The organism is Rhizobium sp. Root149 (assembly GCF_001427345.1).
In the GTDB taxonomy this organism is placed as follows: domain Bacteria; phylum Pseudomonadota; class Alphaproteobacteria; order Rhizobiales; family Rhizobiaceae; genus Neorhizobium; species Neorhizobium rhizoryzae.
The window spans coordinates 116,137-137,882 of record NZ_LMGD01000002.1 but is presented as its reverse complement, the minus strand read 5'-3'; the positions used below and the strand labels follow the sequence as shown (position 1 = coordinate 137,882).

The following is a 21,746-nucleotide window of genomic DNA, read 5'->3' as shown; positions in this document are numbered from 1 at the left end:
AGACCGTCGCGCTACGCTAGCAAGCGCTGCAGACACAGACTTTAGGCAGGCGTCTCCCGCCATATGGCCATATTGGTCGTTGAAGGTCTTGAACCTGTCGACATCAATCAGGATCGCTGACAATGGTCGACCCGAGATTGCTGCTGTTTCAAACTCTCGCAACAAGCTTTCATCGAAAGATCGACGATTGGCCAGCCCCGTCAATGCATCGGTTTCTGCCAATCCTTTCATCTGCTCGGCAAAACTTTTAAAGGACAGCTCAGATTCTTTGACTGAGGTGATGTCGGACACGAGTGCCAACACGTAATTTTCGTCTGTTGCTCTGGTTCTGAGGGAAAGCCAGCGTCCATCTGCAAGCTGGAAGATTTCATCCTTGTYTGTGAACAACTTCTCCGCCGTTATTTTTATCTGGTGATCGTCCACATCCGATGGCAGATCGTTTCGTTCGCCACTAMGAGCGGTGACTTTGAGAATATCGAGGATATGCGCACCTGGTTTGCGAGCATATCCGGATTTCGGGAACAGTGCCTTGTACCTCTCATTGCAAAAGACAATTCGCCCGTTTGGCCCGAACATTGCAAACCCGTCTGACAKTTCTGCCATCGCAGTTGCCATCATGTTTCGGCTCGCGGAAAGCTCCTGCTCCAGAAGCTTCTTCTCGGTAATATCCACCGTTGCCCCCGCTAGCCCRACAAGTTCTCCATCCCGATTGCGCAACGGAACCTTTGACGTCGAATACCAGCGAGGTGGCTTACCCTCCTCGATCAGGTATTCTTCAAAAATGGTCAAGGGGTCTACCTGTTCTTAGTACGTTTGCCTCGTCGGCCATTAGCTGGTCTGCACGTTCACTCGGGGCCAGGTCTCTATCGGTTAGCCCTACCATTTCGGACGGGCTTGCTCGACCATTATGGTGAGCCACGTTCTGGTTGACCACCACAAACCGGTGATGAAGATCCTTGACATATTGATAGTCGGGAGCCTGGGTCAAAGCCGCATGCAAGATATCGCGCTCAAGCGTGAACTTTCGAAAATGGGATAGAAAGAAGCCGATCGCTGCCGTTGCCGCGAAATTTAAAAGGACAATTGGAACCCCCATCTGTTTGACAGCTCGCTCGAAGTCATACTGAGGCAATATTGCAAGAACAGAGATYGACAGTGCACCTGCAAGAACTGCTGCACTGAGGATTGAAGGCGAATCACTCATCGGTTTCGATCTGGCGATGAACCACAGCAAAACACCACACGTGAAGACGATACCGATCGCGATCAATCCAGGAAGAGCTCCCGCGCCCCCAAGATAGAMTCTAAAAGCAGCGGCTATGAGAGCGGCGATAAATGCGGGTCCGGGCCCACCGAAGACAGCAGCCGATTCAATGATCGCGAGGCGAAGATCAAAAATCACCCCGACGTCAAACCGTACGGCAAGGGTCATTGAAGCAAGTGCTGCGAGACCGAACGTGACGCCAAGCCCCACTGCTCGCTGTATTCGAGTTAGGCGATGAAGCCGATATGACAGATGGGCCCATAACGATACTATGAATGCAACTGCGGCAAGGTTATCAACAAGGACTTTCCAGGGATGCCGTCGGACGGCGCGTCGAACGTCATCTTCGCGGGCACCTNCGCCAAGCCCCACTGCTCGCTGTATTCGAGTTAGGCGATGAAGCCGATATGACAGATGGGCCCATAACGATACTATGAATGCAACTGCGGCAAGGTTATCAACAAGGACTTTCCAGGCATCCGTCATTCGGTAGGACCATTGGTTATACTGGTGGTTTCATTCAGAGTGAACTGGAGCCACCTGTTCGCGCATAGTCACAACCGCCCAAGCGAAATGCTCTCACGCCAACTTCTGTCGCGAGAATATGGTCAAAAACTGAAAGAGCTCTTTATAGGGAGGCCGCACGGTTCTTGCCGATACCAAACAAGTCATGCGTCCAGCTCATCTTTGGGAAGAGACGCTTTCTGAGCCTAACCCTGGCATAACAAGCGCGCGCAGAGGCACGCGACGCCAGCTTTTGACAATCATGCGGCGTTGAAGCAGGAAACGGGTCGCCGGTTGGCGAGCTATTAATATCAGTTGCTGAACTGCGGGAACGAGTTCTCAGCGAGCGTATTAGTGAGTCCGGAAATACCGGAGGCGTTCAGTATGGCGCGGTCCTTTTTTCACATCCGCAGAAACGGCGTTCTTGAGATGGACACGGAAGGCGTTGAATTCTCAGATCATGAAACCGCCCACGCAGATGCGGTTCGCTTTGTGCGGGAAATGCTGGCCGAGCGGATAATGAACGACAGCGACGTAGACGAAGAATGCGTTCAGATAGTTTCTGAGACTGGAGATCTTCTGTCAGCAGTCGAATGCAGCTCTTTGATCAAGATGGAGCGGCTTTCCTCTCGCGATTAAAGATTGAAAAATCAACGAGTTACATCACATATTCCGCATCCGACCACCTCTCTGGGCTTTAAACAAAGTTCACGAGTTTGAAGCTAGTAAAGCCGTGAGGACAGTCGTCACTTTGCTGCCCCCATCACAGGAATTCGACGCAAGGCTGATGTTTTCGCCGAGTATCTCTACAGAATCCGTTTGACACCCCTCGTCACAGCAAGCCCGTCGGCCAAGCCAGATTGCAGGTGCAGCCTCGTTCAATTGGTCAATCGGGTGCCTGTTTTGGCAGCCTTGCGAGCTATCTCACCGAAGGTCTGGACAAGTTGGTTCATTGTCGTGGGTTCGTAGTAGTAGTCTGCAGCCCCACTTGAACAGGCCTCCAGGAGCGTCTTTCCTTTGGCAGGCGCCATGAAAGCGATTGCATAAATCTTGATGCCATCGACCTTCGCCTGATCGCAAATTCCACGCACCTTGTCATCAATTGACTTGTTCCAGACACCCGTGCTCCCCGTCATCTCTCCATCCGTCATGAAGACGATGNCTGATCGCAAATTCCACGCACCTTGTCATCAATTGACTTGTTCCAGACACCCGTGCTCCCCGTCATCTCTCCATCCGTCATGAAGACGATGAAACGCTCAAAATTCTTATTTTTCTTCGCGTCATGAGCGTTTTTCTCCGTCTGGTTGGCCCGACCCAACGCTGTCAGCGCATTGGTCAACGCACCGCTTGCGTCCGTTCCACCGTCTGGCTTTTCGGATATCTTGTTTACGTACCGGGCAACGTCGCTGCTGCCCCACTCAATGCGCTGCTCGGTCTTTGTCTTATCATCGTAAGACGAGGCACCGAGACGCAATAGGCTGCTGTTAGGGTCAGCCTTCTTGAGCTCATCAAACATCACACCGGCTGCCGCTTTCAACGAAGCGATTTTGGTGATGTAATTGGTAGCATCAACCCATTCATCAACCGTGCGCTCACACATCTGCGTCTCATTGCCAGGACACGGGTATCTCTCTTTGCGCTGCTTTTTGACTTTCTTTGTTGGCGCGACGGGATCGACAGTCGTCGTGTCCCAGGCCATAGATCCCGACTCATCGAGCGCAAGATACATCGACAGTGCATTTCCTTGTCGACCGCTGGATGCTCGGCTTTCAACCGAAATCCTGAAATTGTTGAAGCCCAGAAGCGCGCTCATGCCATTCAGGGAGAGATCATAGGTTGACGTCATTCGAACGTCGTACGTTTCTGAGTTTCCTGAGGTTGTTGTGCTGACTGCGAACGTGGTGCTGTCCTTCAGCTTCTTCTCGTCTTCCGCTTTCTGGGCTGCTGTCNACGTCGTACGTTTCTGAGTTTCCTGAGGTTGTTGTGCTGACTGCGAACGTGGTGCTGTCCTTCAGCTTCTTCTCGTCTTCCGCTTTCTGGGCTGCTGTCTTTGCAGGCTCGGTTGCCAAGGTCTGCGAAACAAATGCATTGAGTCCAAGTGCTTCAGCTTCCTCAGAGCTCATGTTTCCCTGATCAGCCATCGCGGTTGCGGCAGCAAGAGCAGCAGCATCTGCCAGAGCCTGCAATCGGTTCTTTTCAGCAAATGCGTGCGTTGCATCTATGCCAAAGCCGGCAACTCCAATATCGGCGCTTTCACGGCTGAAGGTACATTCAAGGCAGCCATCGACAAGCTTGACCATCTGGCAGGGATGGTCTTCGGATGCGGAGCAATGCCCGTCGCCGACGCATCGCGGTTGCGGCAGCAAGAGCAGCAGCATCTGCCAGAGCCTGCAATCGGTTCTTTTCAGCAAATGCGTGCGTTGCATCTATGCCAAAGCCGGCAACTCCGAATACAAGAGGCACCAGAATTGCGGTCATGATTCCAAAATTTCCAGATGTATCACGAAGGAGCCGTTCAATTTGACGGGACATTTAGATCCTCAAAAAGTGAGCATTGATCGTGTATCAACCGGTAATTTAGATTAGTGAAGGCTAATTTAACTCTCGAGCAGCACTTGCCTTGCTCTTGCTCGCGATGGTTAATTGAGACTTGCCAATATTCATTTGCTCTAAGACAGACCTGCGAGCACGGCGAGCTGAGATCGATCTACTAGGCGAAAGTGCAAATCAGTCAGCGCAAGAGCAAGAGACGGGCGTTCGACGAGGTGCTTTTTGACCCGGCCCGGACACAAATGCTTCGCGACAAAGCTTTCAAGGGCACCAAAGAACCGTCCAATTCTCGCCTTGGTCGAAATCTCATTCTGTCGAAGACTGCTGAAATGAGCTGTAAGCTGACGGAATCGCACCTGAACTACTGACCGATTTGTATAATTTATTTTGCCCATCCCTATCACCAACTTTGGGGATCTACATATGAACCAGAGCCGTAGTCGAACGTGGGCTGATGCGAGATATGATCTCAATAGAGATCATCAAAGACTGGTGTAATCCAGGGCCTACGGCGCATATCAGTGGATTTCTTTGGGACTTTGGCATCAAAGTAGCATTTCACAACTTCGAGACTGGCCTCGACTTACTTTGTTATCACTTCACCTTCTCACCACAACTAAGAGGATCAATCGCTCAGTTTGTCGGACAGCCTGAAACTACTGGGAATATCACCTGCTTTAGCACCACTGCGTGTAGGTGCGGCCGCTAGTTAAGAATGAACACTGTCGCCGAGATGGAGGAACGGCCAATCCTCCTGCGGCCCATAGTCGACGTCGCCAAGCTGTCATCTATTTGCGAAGTCCGAACCCACGTCCTACTTTCCCTCGCCGTCTTCATTGTCTTTTGGCAGGACAAGCGGTACTGCGGCAAGGATGACCAGAACTATGGCCGTCGACAGAACTGCGGTAGCTTCCAATCCCAAGCCTGCGATGACGCCTATTGCAGCTGTCGCCCAAATATTAGCAGCCGTGGTGAGTCCTTCCACTTGGCGCTTAGCAACCCGAACCATGATCGCGCCCGCGCCGAGGAAGCCTATTCCCTGCACGACGCCCTGAAGCACACGCGACAGATCCCCAATTTGCATTCCGCCCTGCAGGGGACCTATTACAAAAAGCGCCGCTCCTACGGCAACAAGCATATGGGTTCGTACGCCAGCGCTTCTGCCTTTGCGCTCGCGTTCATACCCAAGGATACCGCCAAGCACTGCAGCGACTACAAGTCTCACCGTCACGAGAGTTATGGTGGAAGCGTCGGGAACGTCTGAAAACTCCTTGATCAGAGCAGCCCAGATTTCCTCTCCCACTGCAGAGTCCTCATGTTGTTTGCTAATTTAGATACCAAGTGATTTGCCATACATCGCCTACGCTGGCAATTTCGCGTTTGTCCGGTAACCGCTTACGATGATACGTGCGTAGTCGCGCCCGTACAACGGCGTCGTTGCACCGAGTGCCTCTTCGTGCTCTGGTATTCATGATCGCGCGCCGCGGCTCGGTCTCTACGACAACGGAACTGTCCTTTGGAATTTTAATTGATGAATCAGACAGGAATTGACGACAAGAGTCCCGGCCTGCCTGTTCAGGACAGCCAGGCGATCGGCATGTTGTGGCAGGTTCATCCCGATCTGCTGTGCACGCTGAACCCTTCCGGTTACATAGAAACGTATAATGCTGCATGGCATTCGACCCTTGGCTGGAGCGGAGAGGATCTCTCGTCCAGGTCCATTTGGGAAATGATCTATCCCGAAGACATCGAGAGGACGCGCGTCGAAGCAACTGCCATTGCCGAGGGAAAGTCGGTCTCACGCTTTGTCAATCGGTGGCTACACCGCGATGGCGGCATAAGATGGATATCCTGGGCGGCGGTCGCAAAAGATGGCGTAATGTTCTGCAGCGGACGCGATATCACAGAAGACAAGCGTCAAGAGGCCGAGCTCCAAGCCAGGACAGCAGAGCGTGATCGTTTGTGGACGCTGTCGCAAGACATGTTTGCGCGCGCCAACCTCGCCGGTATGATGTCAGCGGTCAGCCCTGGATGGACGACAATATTGGGTTGGTCGGAGCGAGAACTGCTGACCCGACCCTATGCCACCTTCATGCACGATGACGACCGTGACGTCACGCTCGCAGCGCTCGCGCAGATGGGAGAAACAGGGCTACCTTCCCGTTTTCAGAACCGTATAGCGACAAGCGACGGCGGATGGAAGTGGATCGAGTGGACGGTTGCGCCGGAACTTGAAGGCCAGAACTTCATTGCAGTCGGTCGAGATCTCAGCGAAGTGAAAGCTCGCGAGGCTGAGCTTGCGGCCGCCCAGGACAATCTGCGTCAGTCTCAGAAAATGGAGGCTGTCGGGCAGCTTACCGGTGGACTGGCGCATGACTTCAACAACCTGCTCGCCGGGATCAGCGGCAGTCTGGAAATGATGAACAGGCGGTTGGCACAAGGCCGTCTGGACGACATCGAACGCTATATCAGCGCAGCCAATCAAGCCACCCGCCGCGGGGCCGCGCTGACCCAGCGCCTCCTGGCCTTCTCCAGACGCCAGACACTCGACCCGCAGGTGGTAAAGATCGATGCGCTGGTCGATGGCATGCTCGAGTTGATCTACCGGAGTGTCGGACCCGAGATCAAAGTGGAAACGAACCATCAGAACGGCCTTTGGTCAAACTTTGTCGATGCTGGCCAACTCGAAAATGCGCTCCTCAACCTTTGCATCAATGCGCGCGATGCGATGCCGAACGGTGGGATTATCCGCATCGTCACTGAAAATCGCATCATCGAGGGCGCTGAGAGCAGCAAGCTCAATCTCCCACCAGGCGAATATGTCCGACTAACAGTCGCCGACACGGGCAGCGGCATGGCTCCCGAGACGATTGCCCATGCTTTCGACCCTTTCTTTACTACCAAGCCCACCGGACAAGGCACGGGTCTTGGCCTTTCAATGGTCTATGGCTTTGCGGGGCAGTCCGGGGGCGCTGTTCGCATCGCGTCGGAGCTTGGTCAGGGCACCGATGTCCTGGTCTATCTACCTCGCCGTCTTGGCGAAGCCGACGTTCCCACCGAAGATTCAGGAACAGCGGAGGCGGGTCCTGTAACGGCGAACAAGACTGTCTTGCTTGTTGATGACGAACCTTTGATCCGGATGGTCGCAGCCGAACTTCTGGAAGAACACGGGTACAACGTCCTTGAAGCCGAAGATGCGACATCTGCGCTTAAGATCATAGAGACGGGACAGGTCCTGGACCTACTGATCACCGACGTCGGCCTGCCAAACGGAATGAATGGCCGCCAGCTCGCAGATGCCGTTCGCAGCATCAGAGCAGGACTGAAAGTTCTATTTATTACGGGCTACGCGGAAAATGCTGTGCTCAATCACGGAACACTCGACGAAGGCATGCGCGTCGTGACGAAGCCGTTTCAGATGGATCAATTCGAGGGTATTGTAAGGGATATGTGCTCAGTGGCTTCATAGTATTTCGGTTTCGTGAAGCGACTTTTGAACATGGCAACGACAGTTGGCGCACGGATCAAGCACGGGGCGGCCTCCACATTAGCCCTTTGACCTTGCCGAGCACAAGTCGGATACTGAGGCGCAACTCTCTTGAATGGGAAGCGAAGAATTTGGCGTTTGCCCGACACAAGCTCACGATGAACACCAAAAAACTGGTCTGTGCAACAGAGTGAACGGAGCAAACCTGCTCCGAAGCCTGGTTCCGATGAGATTCAGTCCTTATACTCGGTTGATCAACATTCTCGGATGGAGTGTAGCAAGCGGCTCAAATAATCGATGGCCGGTGTTGAGGAACTCCTTTTCGAAGCTGTAACACCTGTCATCGAACTTCAGTCAACTACTGTATCAAGCAGCTCTGCCCTTAACTCTGGAGCTTATAAGCCTCTCGACCAACGCTGTCGGATGGCAGGGCTTCTGACAGACCAAGGCCTGCAGGTATTCTTGTTGAAGTTTCGCAGGGTTCGCATGACCCGAGTGGAATACAAATGGAATGCCCGATTCCGTCAGGAGGTCCGCGACGGGGAAGACTTCGCCGTCTGTCAGGCGAACATCGAGAATGGCGCAGTCAACAACGTTGGCTTCCAAGAACTCTAGCGCCTCCCGTGTGGTGGCGAATGGGCCTGATACCTCCCAACCTTCATCTTCGAGGGTCATCTGGATATCGAGGGCGACGAACATTTCGTCTTCAACCAGCAGAACAGTTTTATGCGTCATGTCTCACCGAGCTTGGCATTATCAACACGTGCGAGAGGACCTGTCCATCGACGTGGGTCTCGATCCTCGCACCCAACTGCCTTGCAGAGGTCGAGAGCAAAACCGTCCCAAAACCCGCATCCCCGTTCGCCCTAACGTCCAAATCGCCGATTTCGTTCCATGTTAAAATCATATCCTTGTCTGTCCGTTCCCAATCGACGGCCAATCTGCCAGCCTCTCTACCAAGCACGCCATGCTTCACTGCGTTTGTTGCCCACTCGTGAAGAATGAGCGTAAGAGGCGTAATGCAGTTGATAGATACCGGAAAAGGAGCATCCGAAACGCTGACTTTGGCCGCACGGGCATGGGGAGCGATCATAACGTCAACAAGTTCGCGCATCTCGACCGGCTCTTCTCTATTTCGATTAGACGCAAGCGTATGGGCGTTGCCAAGTGCCAACACACGACCTTCGACATCAGCGACGAGCGCTTTCGTCGTTTCGTGCTTACGCGCTGCGATACGCAGGATACCGCCAATCATAGCGAACAGGTTCTTTACGCGATGGTTCATCTCGCTGATCATCAGCTCGCGCGCTTCGGCGAGCTCATTCTCGGCAGTCACATCAACGCTGACACCTATGATGCGCGGTGGGTCGCTTTCTTCAAGATAACGGCCGAATGTTTTTATCCAGCTAAAGCGTCCATTCCCTTCAAGCCGCGTCGTAATCTCAAAGGCCTCATGCCCATCAGCCTCCGCGTTGATGAGGGCAGCGCGCATATGTTCGCTATCGTCGTAAGACAGCTTGCTCAGAAAGTCGTCCAGGGATGGGCGTTCGTGATCCGTCTGAAGCAATGCCATCGCAGCACCGCCGAATACGAACTGGTGTTCGCTAGGCACGTACTCCCAGACGCCAATGCCTGAGGCTTCGATCGCCAGGTCATGGCGGTCCTGCTCGGCGGCCAACTGGCTTTCGATGCTGATGGCGTGGCTGATGTCAGTAAAGACGATTGTCGCACCATTAATTGTGCCATCAATCGTGCGGTAGGGTAGAATTTTGAGCGAGAACGTGCGGTCGCTGTCACGATCCGACACCATTTCCTGATACTCGGCCCCGTGGTTCATGACATTCTCGACGCGGGTCGTCAGATCGAAGCTGAGAAGACGGTTTGTGACGTCCGATAGAGGTCGGCCACGGTCAGTGGGCTGCAGTGGGAAGATGGTCGTTGCAGCCTTCGTGTAGGATCGAAGCCGGCCTTCCCCATCGAGAACGATAACGGCCAGGCTGGTGGACTCGAAAAAGTTTCGCAGGTCCGTATTGGCGACGGTGACCTCATCAACCTTGGTCTTTAGCTCATCGTTGACCGTGGTCAGTTCCTCGTTCGTCGACTGAAGCTCCTCGTTCATCGACATCATTTCTTCGTTGGAGCTTTTTAGTTCCTCATTAGCCGTTTCGAGTTCCTCAGTTGCAGATCGCAGACGATGTTTAGCCGTACGCAACTCACGCTCAAGACTCTCGACATGCCCATTATTGGGCTCTAGGTCGATCAAGTCGCCCGCTTCAAGTTGAGTGAACTGGGCTACCTCCTGGAAAACCACAAGAAACGAGCCCGCTTCGAGCGGATCGCAGATGATGTCGGTTTTAAGCGTGCCGAAATCGGTGACGACCTCAATGCCGCGGGCGACCACCCGCTTCCTGACTGAGACCACCTGCCGAACCAGTGGCCCAAGCTGCTCCCGCACGCCCGGCCGAGCCAAACTCGCGGCGCTGGACTCATTGATGCCAGTCACAGGAAAATCGAAAAATCGACCAAGCCGTCCGTATGCCGCAACGATCTGGCCATCGTTATCGAGGACGACGCTGGCAGGCACATATTTTTCCATAAGCCTTGCTGTTGCCAACTGCTCGACGCTTTCGCTAGAAGTTGGCGCAGATGACGCCACCTGCGGACGCGGGATGTCTCGCCGCTCGCCGGGCAGCGGGATAGGGTAACTCGGAGAACCTGGCACTCGTTCGAACAGGCGTGCCTTCTGGCTGATAACCGAAAACACATTATCGAACCTGCCGACACTTTCAGACGATCCCAAAAACAGGTAACCACCCGGCCGAATGGCATAATGCATTAAAGGCATGACCCGCTTCTGCAGCTTGTCATCGAAGTAGATCAGCAGGTTGCGGCACGAGATCAGATCGATCTTCGAAAATGGCGGGTCTTTGATGAGGCTGTGACCTGAGAACCGGATCATATCTCGGATCTGGCCAACAAAAGCAAACCGCTCCTTATGCGGAATGACATAGTGTTCTTGCAGATCGTGGGGTATGTCGGAGAGCGAGGCGATCGGATAAGATCCCTCCCGTGCAATCCTCAACATGCTTTCATCGATATCAGTCGCAAAAATCTGCACATTGCATGGCAGGTTAAGCTTGCGGGCAGCCTCTGCAAACAGGATTGCGATCGTATAGGCCTCTTCGCCACTTGAGCAGCCAGGGATCCAAACGCGGACGCCATCCTCTGATGTCGCGCCGTCGCGTAATAGTGGGTCAATGGCTTTCTCGGCCAATACGTCAAACGATGGCTTGTCGCGGAAAAAGCGGGTGACATTGATCAGCAGATCACGAAACAGCGCTTCGCACTCGTTGTGATCGTTTTGGACACGCTCCAGATAGTCGGCGCCGCTATCGATACCCAGGACATGCATGCGGCGCTCGACCCGGCGAACGAAGGTCGTGCGTTTGTATCCGGCAAAATCGTGGCCAACTACGCCCTGAAGCGCGGTGCAAAGGTCATCAACATGGTCGGCAACCTTCGAGACTTCTTTTTTATCAGCCCCCTGGCTCTTGCGAAAAAAGAACCCTCCTATGCAGCTCAAAATCTGGTCAGGCGGCTGGATGAAGTCCACCAGCCCCGTTCCGGTTGCAGCGACAGGCATACCATCGTACTTCGCCGTCGATGGCTCCTGCACCACACAGAGGCCGCCATTTTCTTTGATTGCTCGAAGGCCAGTCGACCCGTCAGCGCCTGTCCCTGATAAGATAACACAGGCAGAATTTGCGTTTTGGTCGTTGGCCAGCGAGATAAAAAAGTCGTCGATCGGGCGCCTCAGCCCTCGAGGCTCCTCGAAATCCTTAAGCGCCAGTCTTCCCCGTTCAATGCTCAGACCCTTGCCTGGAGGGATGACGAAAACAGTGTCGGCTTCGATCGCTTCGCCGCCTTCGCACTGCTGAACGGACAGCTGAGTATGTCTACCCAGCAGCTCAGCGAGCATACTCTCGTGGTCGGGCGCAAGGTGCTGCACCACCACGAAGGCAAGCCCGGTCGGCACCTCGGCTGCAGCAAACATCTCACGAAGGGCTTCAAGGCCGCCAGCCGACGAGCCTATGCCGACAACAGGAACAGGCTGTTCGGGTTTACGAATGTCGGTCAAATACTATCCCTCAGCCTCTGCAGCGAGGCGCATGTTTCAAGCCCCGTTTAGCGAGGCCCTTTATCAATAGGGCGAATTGGTTTCCAATTCAGCCAATGCCAATTTGGCCTGCGCAATTGTGGTAGTCGAGTTCGCGATCGTGGCCAGTGTGCCTTCAACCATCACGTTGTGACCGTCAAGAAGCGGCTTCAGTCGCGCCAGTGTGTTGCCAAGAGCGTCATCGTAAGCACGCAAAAGATCCGGATGGGTTCGGCTCACATCAAACTGCGACGCAATGATATAGCGCACCTGTCCAGTCGAGGCTTTTAACTTTGACATAAAAAGAAGATTGACAAACGGACGGCCATCTCTACGGAAATTGACGATTGGCGCCCTTATATTCGCTTCGTCGCCATCGATAAACGCATGTAGCTTGCGCCTGGCTTCATCGTTCGAAGCGCACTCGCCATCAGACCGTCGTTGGAGAAAACGACAGTTGCGACCAATCACATCGGTGCTGTCGTACCCGGTCAGCTTATAAAATTGCTCATTAGCTAAAACCAACGGGTTATCACGGTCTGTGCTTGCCAATGCTAGCGCAATGGAAGAATTGTCGAAGAGATTTTTTAGCGCCGGCTCGATATCGCTTTCTTGCATTTTGTTTCCGATGAGATGGTCTGCTAGCGCACCATATGTAGCTTTTAATCGGGATTGAAAGGCCGACACGTCATTTATATAAAGAGGCGCTAATCAGGTACGAATACCCTTGAAGTTTCTTGAGGGTCCTATGTTTTCTGAGCTGAAGTTTAATCTCATCCAGCGGCATTGCAGCCTCGGCCGCCTCAAACTGCATCGGAAAATATAAAAAATGGCCCGAGTCATGTCGGGCCATTTTAATCAGCCGCTATACTTGATCCTCAGAACTCCTGCCAATCGTCTGCCTTGTGTGCCAAGTTGCCTTGGGTCTGAGGGAGTGCGCGGGCGACGCGTGGTCGTGCTGTCGCGGACGCCGGCGCAGGCTGGGCCATTGTCTGAGCGACCTGTCGCAGGGCGGAGGAATGCGAAACGGCAGAAGCCTCCAGCTGGAACATGGAAACCAGTTCCCGCAGTTTGCCTGCTTCCTGCGAAAGTGAAGCGGCTGCAGCCGTTGATTGCTCTACCATCCCCCGAACCCCCGGCCAGCAGCGCACGACGGATAACCTGCGCAACGACAACCGGAATNGAGGAATGCGAAACGGCAGAAGCCTCCAGCTGGAACATGGAAACCAGTTCCCGCAGTTTGCCTGCTTCCTGCGAAAGTGAAGCGGCTGCAGCCGTTGATTGCTCTACCATTGCTGCGTTCTGCTGCGTCGTTTGATCCATCTGGTTGACCGCAACGTTGACCTCGGTCAGTCCTGTGGATTGTTCACGCGAAGAGGTCGCAATCGACTCCATGAAGCTGTTGATCCGGGTGATGTGATCACCGATCGTCTTGAGCGCTTCGCCAGTCTGACGGACAAGCTTTACGCCGCCTTCAACTTCGCCGGTCGAATTCTGGATGAGGCCCTTGATCTCCTTGGCGGCCTGAGCTGAGCGTTGGGCAAGTTCACGAACTTCCTGCGCGACAACCGCGAAACCTTTTCCGGCCTCCCCGGCGCGTGCTGCCTCGACACCTGCGTTGAGTGCCAGCAGGTTCGTCTGGAGTTCACGAACTTCCTGCGCGACAACCGCGAAACCTTTTCCGGCCTCCCCGGCGCGTGCTGCCTCGACACCTGCGTTGAGTGCCAGCAGGTTCGTCTGRAAYGCAATCTCGTCAATGACCCCGATGATGTTGGAGATCTGCTGTGAGCTGCTTTCGATACGCTGCATCGCTTCTTCGGCATGAGCCACGACATTTGCYGACTGCGTGGCACTGTGCGTTGCAGCCTGGGCCACCGATCTTGCTTTCTCAGTCATTTTGGAGGAACTGGAAACGTTTGCCGTGATCTGATCGAGCGCAGCGGCTGTTTCCTCAAGGGCCGCTGCCTGCTGCTCAGTCCGCTTGGACAGGTCATTTGCGCCGGAGGCTATTTCGCGTGTCCCGGAATCCATGTTGCCAACCGCAGTGATAACCGCGCTGACCGTCTGGCTGAGTTGTTCGACAGTCGCATTGAAATCCTGGCGAAGAGGCTCATATTCCGGCGCAAATTGCGTCTGGATGCGACAGGCAAGATCGCCGCTGGCAAGCCGCTTCAGGCCCGCACCGAGTGCCGAGCTTGCAACACGAAGCTGTTCAGCCTCACGGGCAGTTCGCTGTTGTTCCGCCTCACGCTGCTTCTCGGCCTCCGAGCGATTGGCCAGCGCTTCCTGTTCAAGACGCTTGTTGGACAGCGAATTCTGCCGGAAAACTTCAACCGCAGAGGCCATGGCTCCAACTTCATCCGAGCGGCCCTCGAACGGAATTCTGCTCTGGTCATCACCACCTGCCAGACGGCGCATGGCCTCGGTTATGGCGTTGATGGGCCGCGCGATGCCTGCCACTGCAAAATACATACCCGCAAGACAGATCGAAAGCGTCGCAATCGCAAGTATCAGAACCGCCGTGAAGGCGAAGCTGGCATCGTCTTCCGCAGTCGCGACGACAGTCTTGGAGTTTGCGATGATAGCAGCGACAAGTTCAGTGATCTTTGTATTGACCGCGTCGGCGCGCGGCTTCAGCTCAGCCTTGAAGTAAGCAGCTGCCTTGGGAATATCTCCTGCCGCGACGTGGTCGGTATACCGCTTGGCAACCGCATCATAGTCTGCAAGCAATGGCTTAATATCGTTGACGAGCGCGCGCCCCTTCTCTGTGCGAACTTTGGTCTCATAGCGCGTCATGGCTTCGCGCAGTGCGGCTTAACCTTTCAGCGTCTGCTGTTCAGCGTCAAATCCTGCTTTGTCACTCACCATGACATGGCGTGCAAGCGCGAGCCGGACATTGGCAAACTCTCCCTTGATGTCGCGCGCCGTCAGAAGCCGTTCCATCCAGTATTCGCCGACCTCAGCTGTTTCGGCGCGCATCGTTGAGATGCTTGAAACGCTTGTGTAAGAAAGGGCTCCAACCGAGATGACGATTGAGCTCAGCATGCCGATAAGCGCGTTGCGAAGGGAAGGTCGTTTCATAATCGATTCCAGCGTTAGATTTCCTCAACGCCAAATTTAGTATTAGAAAGTTAAATAATCATAAAGTTCTAATATTACGCAAATAGTTTTTATGTTAAAGATATACAAAAGGTGCATATAGGCCTGCTTTTTATACTATTGGATTACTACTAATATAGATGGAATATTTTAAATAATATTATGCAAAATGATTTTTGATAAAGATTTTATTGCTAAGCAAATTTAGCACCGTCATTGCGGAACAGATTTCAACTCTTCTCGATGTATCATCCGCACCTCTTCGACCTGCTCACCGAGAAGCTCAATGAGCTTCCGCAAGGAGCGACAATAGGCCTGCAGGGACTCGTGTGCCTCTGCCGTCTCTTCGCCCGTCTCAATGGTGGGCACAGAAAGATTGTATGCGGTTGGGAAACGAACGACTGACATGGATGACCTCACCTCGAAGCAATCAGACCTGCGCAATGAACCATGGCGCTCGTGGGGGATGAGCGCCATGATCCAGATCAATCAATCAGAACTCTTCCCAGCTCTCGGTCTTGAGGGCTGCATTGCCCTGGAAGGCTTGAGGCGGGCGCACTTTGACCTGACGGGGTGAAGAGAAGATCGATTGAACATTTGGATTGGGGGTGAGCGAAGTAGAGCGACTTCCTGGGACATGGGTGCCGATGTTGAACTGTCCTATCAGCTCGAACAGTTTCTCCGCTTCACGCGCAAGGCTGTGAGATGCGGCTGACGTCTCCTCGACCATGGCTGCATTTTTCTGCGTCCCCTGGTCCATCGTGTTGACGGCGATGTTGATCTCCTTGAGGCCCGTCGACTGTTCGCGCGATGCCTCGACAATGGCGCCGACATTGCTGTCAACCTGGACGACTTGACCGACGATCTCCTGAAGAGCTTTGCCGGTATCCCCAACCAGCGCAACGCCGTTTTTGACGTGTTCATTGGAGGTGTTGATCAGCGCCTTGATTTCCTTTGCAGCCTTTGCAGATCGCTGGGCGAGTTCTCTGACTTCCTGGGCAACAACCGCAAAGCCCTTGCCCGCCTCACCCGCTCTTGCTGCTTCCACACCAGCATTCAGCGCCAGGAGGTTGGTCTGGAACGCAATTTCGTCGATCACGCCAATGATGTTGCCAATCTCCCCTGCCGATTGCTCGATCTTGCCCATGGCTTCCACGGCCTGACCAACGACTTTGCCGGAATATTCTGCGTTTTCCTTTGTGCGACGAACCAGATTACCGGCATCCTGCGCGCGATGGCTCGAGTCAGCAACGGTTGTGGTAATCTCCTCAAGTGCCGCCGCCGTTTCCTCTACCGACGCAGCTTGCTGTTCGGTGCGCTTGGCAAGGTCGTTCGATGCAACCTGGATCTGCTGCGAGGCGGCTGCGATTGCGCCAGCATTCTCCAGGATGGTTTCGAGTGTTCTCCGAAGCTTGGCTGATGTCGCATTATAGTCCGTACGCAGGCGCTCTAATGCAGGCAGGAAAGGTTTCTGGATGTCCTGCGTCAAGTCGCCATGTGACAGCGCCTGGAGGGCTTCCGCGAGATTATTGACGTTGCTTACCCGTTCACTGACATCAGTGGCAAACTTGACGACTTTGAAGACCTTGCCGTTCATGTCGAAGATTGGATTGTAGGAAGCCTGAATGTAAACCTTCTTTCCGCCCTTTCCGATACGCATGAATTCATCCGCAACGAACTCACCTCCCGCCAGCTTCTGCCAGAACTGCTGGTACTCGGCACTCTGTGTATAGCTTGGCTCGCAGAACATCGAATGGTGACGTCCCTTGATTTCTGCCATCTGGTATCCGAGAGCATTCAGGAAGTTCTCGTTGGCATTCAGGATTTCGCCGTCCGGCTTGAACTCGATCACCGCTTGCGCTCGGGAGAGCGCGTTGATTTTGCCGCTATCTTCAGCAGCCTTTAGCTTTTCTGCCGTGATGTCTGTTGCGAATTTGACGATCTTGTATGGCTTGCCGCCTTTGAACACCGGATTGTACGATGCCTCTATCCAGACCTCACGGCCACCCTTTGCAATTCGCTTGTATTGGCGGCGATCGAACTCGCCGCGTCCCAGCTTGGCCCAGAACTCACGGTAGTCCCGGCTATTAACCTCGGCCGGATCCACGAACATCCGGTGATGTTGACCGACGATCTCCGCAAGACTGTAATCCAGCGTCTTCAAGAAATTCTCGTTTGCAGTCAGGATGGTACCGTCGAGCTTGAACTCGATGATAGCTTGAGACCTGCTGACGGCTTCCAGCACGGCCTTTGCATCCGCGCCACCTAGACTGAACATTACCCTTCTCCATAGCCAGAAATACTAGAAAGGAGCTTAGGTCCCCCGACCGAATGTGAGCAATTCCCTTCTAAGTAAGCCAATTCTCAGATGGAATATTTAAAAATGAATAAAAGGATCCCGGCATATATGCCAGCTCTTGCCTATTTTTGCGCTTTTTTGCGAGAAAAATGATCTTCAAATGATCCAGACCAAACAGTTCAACGTAAGCCCCGCTCAATATATCAAGTGTATCATAATAAAATGCAACATAATGACGAACTCAAATTGACGTTTGCCAAGTCGTCCGCTCCGGCTGAGATCCACACAGCCAGGAGCTGGAGAGGTGTGTCGGTACAATACTCGCGCCTGCAGCTTCCAACGGAATACGAATTCCGCTGGGAGGGGGAAAGCCATTATCTGGCTTACCACGATCTTGTTCTCCAAGACGGCGAGATGGAGGTGTTAGGCGAACGGCCCATTCAGGGCCGGGATCTGCGGGACCAGATGACTTATGTACCGCAAGGGCAGACCATCACGGGTTGGGCCAAACCCACAGATCGACTAAATGCGTTCACCGTGGTGTGTTTCGATCCGACGATCATGGAAGAAGAATTGCAGGTGGAATTTGGGACAGTAGAGCCACGGCCGCACGTCTATTTCCAGGATCAGGAACTGGGCACCACGATGCGTAAGCTGGGAAGGCTGATGGCGGATCTCGAAAGACCCGCTGCCAAGGTTTATGCCGAGGCGGTCGGCCTGACAGCCGCCCTGGAAATGGTACGCCTTCAGTCTGAAAATGCCCTTCGCGTCGTGAAGCCGGGCGAACTCAGCCAATCGCAGCGCAGGCTCGTTCTCGACTACATTGAAGCCAATCTCGCATCCGATATCGGGCTCGATGATTTGGCAGCCGTAGCCGTCATGACGCGCTTCCATTTCTCGCGCGCGTTCAAGGCAACCTTCGGGGAGCCTCCCTATAAGTTCGTCATACGCCGACGCATTGAAAGAGCCCGAAAGATGCTCGCGGAAACCCGTCTTTCCGTTGCAGACATCGCCGCTGCCTGCGGCTTTAGCAATGGCAGCCAGTTTACGCGTACCTTCCGGGACACTGTTGGCGTCCCACCGCTTCTGTTTCGAAAATCGGTATAGTTCAGCCTGACGTCCACACCATCCCGCATGGGTTGTGATCCTCAAGTCGGCTGTAAAGTTATAAGCGCAACTAAAGGTCCTTTCATGCTGCCCCCTGTATTTACACGCCCCCAATCGGAGGAGGGAACGCGCGACGGTCCCAAAACGTCTGAAGGTGTGGGTACCTCCATCTCCGCAGGCAGTGAAGAGTGCCGCCGGAAAAACGTAAGCCGCGTCTGGTGCAATGGCAGGCTCACCGCTAGCACCTTTTGCACACGCTTGTGCTTCATGGCGGTCGGCGCAGAGTTTGTCACATCAACAAGACCACACGTCGACTTTATCCCCTTAATTTTTAACGCAACGCGATCGTGTGACATCGGCCTTTGGTCGAACTCCAGCCAATCTCGAACATTCCAATGATGCAGGGTGGATAGGTGGTCGATGTGCCGGAATGGGAGTGCCTGACCGGTCAAACGGCTGGATGCAAGCGGTCCATTCAGATGATCGCGACCGAGTCGAAGCTGCCTGGCGCATCGCGGTCAGTCAAGGCTCATAATACTCTCGCCTGAGTATTTTGCTCCTTCCATTCTGAACGGTTCGAAAGGAGGATATGTTTCGGCGTGGTATTTTACCGTCCCATCGGCCCCTAAGGCTGACCCCCACCACGCCGAAATGAAGGCAAATCGACTAAAGTGTCAAATATACCACCGGGTAAATCCTTATCGCTGAGGGGGGACAAACCGCAATGTTTAATCTCTCAGCGTTCTCGAACGACGCCACTGCTGCCGAGGCGTTTAAAATTAAATCGAAATGACCGATACGTCTTTCAGCCGTTTCATAAAGCAGCTTGAGCGTAGCGAGAACTTATCAAAACGTGCAAGCATTTGAGGCGCAGCAAAATTTGGTACTCGATCACGTAAAATGCCGAACATCCAGCTTAGATCACCGAAAGGATCTTGTGCGTATCCTTTAGACGCAGCGCATATGCGGACATGATGTCTCACTGCCGTCCATTGGACATCATTTCTCATTCTTTTGGATGTCTGATGAGTACAAAAGTGCGTGCTTCCCACCCCGCTCGTTCGCGGCGCATAGCGCTACTGACCGCGGTCAGCACTCTGTTTCTTGCCATGTCGGTCGCAGGTCTCCTCGGCTTCGCCATTCTCGTCATGCGCGATTCTGCCAATAAAATGGATGATGAAAGGGCCGTTCGCGCCGCACAGGCTGCTGTTCGGTCTGTCCAACAAAAACTCGCGGCTACGGTTACGGACAACGCGATCTGGGACGACGCCTATGCAGCGATGAACTCTGATCAGGAAAGTTCTTGGGCCTATGAAAACTGGGGAAAGACAACCAAGGATTACCCTCTTTATGACGCGGCGGTTGTTATTAGCCAAGACGGAAAGATTGTCTCAGCCTACGACAAAGGCGCGGCCTTCGACCCCTATAGCCGCTTTGGGTCGTCCTTTTCCAAACTCGTGAAGGAGGCGAATTCGGCACAACGCGAACCCTTGCTGCGCTTTGTTGCAGCCGGATCCGACATAGCGCTGATTGGAGCGCTCTCGATCCAACCCTTTTCGTCATCGACCGATGATCGTGCGTTTAGCGTGCTTAGCTTCTCAAAGATACTGTCAGAAGAGGTGATAGAACAGATCTCGTCGGAATATCAACTGACCGGCCTGCGCCTGCACCGGAGCGTATATCTTCCCCAGAACCTTCTCAGCATTGCTTTACCCGGCCCGGACGGTCGGCCCGTCGCCTTTCTCGCTTGGCCAAGCCAAAAGCCCGGCTCGGCAGTCTATCAGCGCGTTGAGCCCTATATCATCTCTGCGACGGCCTTAATGTGTGCCTTTCTCATCTTAATCCTTGTCAGCAGCCGCAAAGAGACTGCATCGCTTCGTGCTCTGGCTGATAACGCCCATCACCAGGCAACGCATGACAGTTTGACGGGCCTCCTGAACAGAAGCGGTCTGCTCGAAATGCTTGCGTCGCCAGCCTGTGCTGGTGACGACGCAAACGCGGTCGCCACCTTGCATCTGATCGACCTTGATGGCTTTAAGGCCGTTAATGACGGATGGGGTCACGCCATTGGCGACGAACTGCTGAAACTGGTTTCACAGCGGCTAAAGGTCGTGCATTCTGAAGCTGCTTTTGCAGCGCGCTTGGGTGGAGACGAATTCGCCTTGTTTCAGATCGGTCCCTCACTTCCACAGACGTTTAGCCGCGAAATCGTTACCGTCCTTAAAAAGCCCTTTTTGATCGGAGGACGAACAATCGAGATTGGCGGCAGTGTCGGCCATTGCTCCCATCGACCATCTCTAGATCCGCTTGAGCTGGTGAGGCGTGCCGACATGGCCTTGTACAAAGCCAAGCAGCTCGGTAAGGGCCGCGCCTTCGCCTACGCGCCGGACCTGGATGCCGAGCGGGAAGAATTGGCGTGTCTTGAAGGGCAGTTGCGGCGCGCAATCGCCGATGATGCCATAAAACCGGTATTCCAGCCGCTTGTCTCGGTCGCCTCGCAAAAGATCTGCGGCGTCGAGGCCTTGGCACGATGGCACTCGCCTACGGGCTTTGTTGCACCCGATGTCTTCATCCCCCTGGCAGAGCGTTCCGGATTGATTGACGATCTGGGAATGAAGATCCTCACATTCTCCATTCGGGCCGCCAGCGGCTGGAACGAGCTTTCGCTGTCGGTCAACATATCCCCGATCCAGTTGTGTAATCCGAATTTCGTTGACGACGTGACAGACATTCTTGCGAAAGAGAATTTTGACCCGCACCGACTGACGCTAGAGATCACCGAAGGCGTTCTGATCTCCAATCCGGATCAGGCCAGCCGTGCGATCAACGCATTGAAGGAACGTGGCATCCGATTTGCGTTAGATGACTTTGGGTGTGGTTTTGCCAGCATTGGCGCGCTTCGGCAGTTCGGCTTCGACCGAATGAAACTTGATCGCTCGCTGGTATGGGGTCTGGACGATGAGGGACGCGGCTCCGGTATTCTCAAAGCTACGATCGCCTTGGCGGCTGCACTGAATATTCCCGTGACTGCAGAAGGGATCGAGACCGAAACGCAAGCAAAGGCCCTCGATGATCTTCTCTCAAGCGAACGTCTCGTTGCGTAGAACAGAATGGAATGGGGTGTTCTCTTGTCGAAGAAGAAGCTGTATGACGCCGCGAGAAAGCGGGCCGACAAACTGCTGAAGATGAAACCTGACGGCGACGCAGCATCATCGGCACCAATAGCAGCCAGCACGGGAAGCGTTGGCTAGGCGTCGAGAACAGCTGTGTAGTTCCC

The 21,746-nt window shown here is 54.0% G+C and carries 12 protein-coding genes; 3 read left to right on the top strand and 9 right to left on the bottom strand.

Going from position 1 to position 21,746, the window contains the following annotated elements:
- The 3 genes from ASD54_RS27410 to ASD54_RS04215 all read right to left on the bottom strand — a co-directional run.
- A partial coding sequence (locus ASD54_RS27410) for a GGDEF domain-containing protein (RefSeq protein ID WP_156379061.1) occupies nt 1–789 on the bottom strand: 789 nt, incomplete at its 3' end.
- Nucleotides 776–1,474 carry a LytS/YhcK type 5TM receptor domain-containing protein gene (locus ASD54_RS27405; RefSeq protein ID WP_162249544.1) on the bottom strand — a complete coding sequence of 233 codons (699 nt, stop codon included), beginning with the start codon at nt 1,472–1,474 and terminating at the stop codon, nt 776–778. The genes ASD54_RS27410 and ASD54_RS27405, both read right to left, overlap by 14 nt.
- A gap of 3,661 nt (nt 1,475–5,135) precedes the next feature.
- Nucleotides 5,136–5,624, bottom strand: a complete 489-nt coding sequence (locus ASD54_RS04215) for an MgtC/SapB family protein (RefSeq protein WP_062553373.1) — start codon at nt 5,622–5,624, stop codon at nt 5,136–5,138.
- Nucleotides 5,625–5,852: 228 nt separating this feature from the next.
- Between ASD54_RS04215 and ASD54_RS04210 the strand changes: the two genes are divergently transcribed.
- Entirely contained in the window at nt 5,853–7,790 is a 1,938-nt protein-coding gene (locus tag ASD54_RS04210) for a PAS domain-containing sensor histidine kinase (RefSeq protein ID WP_062553372.1), read from the top strand.
- Nucleotides 7,791–8,174: 384 nt separating this feature from the next.
- Here ASD54_RS04210 and ASD54_RS04205 read toward each other — a convergent pair whose 3' ends face one another.
- From ASD54_RS04205 to ASD54_RS04180, 6 genes are all read right to left on the bottom strand, one after another.
- Nucleotides 8,175–8,543 (bottom strand): response regulator, encoded by a 369-nt coding sequence (locus tag ASD54_RS04205; RefSeq protein ID WP_062553371.1) that lies wholly within the window; start codon nt 8,541–8,543, stop codon nt 8,175–8,177.
- Nucleotides 8,533–11,946, bottom strand: a complete 3,414-nt coding sequence (locus tag ASD54_RS04200; RefSeq protein ID WP_062553370.1) for a CheR family methyltransferase — start codon at nt 11,944–11,946, stop codon at nt 8,533–8,535. Before ASD54_RS04200 ends, ASD54_RS04205 begins: the two co-directional genes overlap by 11 nt.
- Before the next feature lie 63 nt (nt 11,947–12,009).
- Nucleotides 12,010–12,582 (bottom strand): PAS domain-containing protein, encoded by a 573-nt coding sequence (locus tag ASD54_RS04195; protein WP_062553369.1) that lies wholly within the window; start codon nt 12,580–12,582, stop codon nt 12,010–12,012.
- A 565-nt stretch (nt 12,583–13,147) separates the two neighbouring features.
- Nucleotides 13,148–14,760, bottom strand: a 1,613-nt coding sequence (locus ASD54_RS04190; protein ID WP_156379065.1) for a methyl-accepting chemotaxis protein, incomplete at its 3' end; no start/stop codon positions are given.
- Between the two features lie 18 nt (nt 14,761–14,778).
- Nucleotides 14,779–15,045 carry a hypothetical protein gene (locus ASD54_RS27495; RefSeq protein WP_156379058.1) on the bottom strand — a complete coding sequence of 89 codons (267 nt, stop codon included), beginning with the start codon at nt 15,043–15,045 and terminating at the stop codon, nt 14,779–14,781.
- Nucleotides 15,046–15,556: 511 nt separating this feature from the next.
- Nucleotides 15,557–17,341 carry a PAS domain-containing methyl-accepting chemotaxis protein gene (locus ASD54_RS04180; protein WP_062553367.1) on the bottom strand — a complete coding sequence of 595 codons (1,785 nt, stop codon included), beginning with the start codon at nt 17,339–17,341 and terminating at the stop codon, nt 15,557–15,559.
- 327 nt (nt 17,342–17,668) lie between these two features.
- On the opposite strand from ASD54_RS04180, the gene ASD54_RS04175 reads away from it, so the two are divergent.
- A complete protein-coding gene (locus tag ASD54_RS04175) occupies nt 17,669–18,469 on the top strand; it encodes an AraC family transcriptional regulator (RefSeq protein ID WP_062553366.1) in 801 nt (266 codons plus the stop codon).
- 1,025 nt (nt 18,470–19,494) lie between these two features.
- Entirely contained in the window at nt 19,495–21,573 is a 2,079-nt protein-coding gene (locus tag ASD54_RS04170; RefSeq protein WP_162249541.1) for an EAL domain-containing protein, read from the top strand.
- The last annotated feature ends 173 nt before the right edge of the window (nt 21,574–21,746 follow it).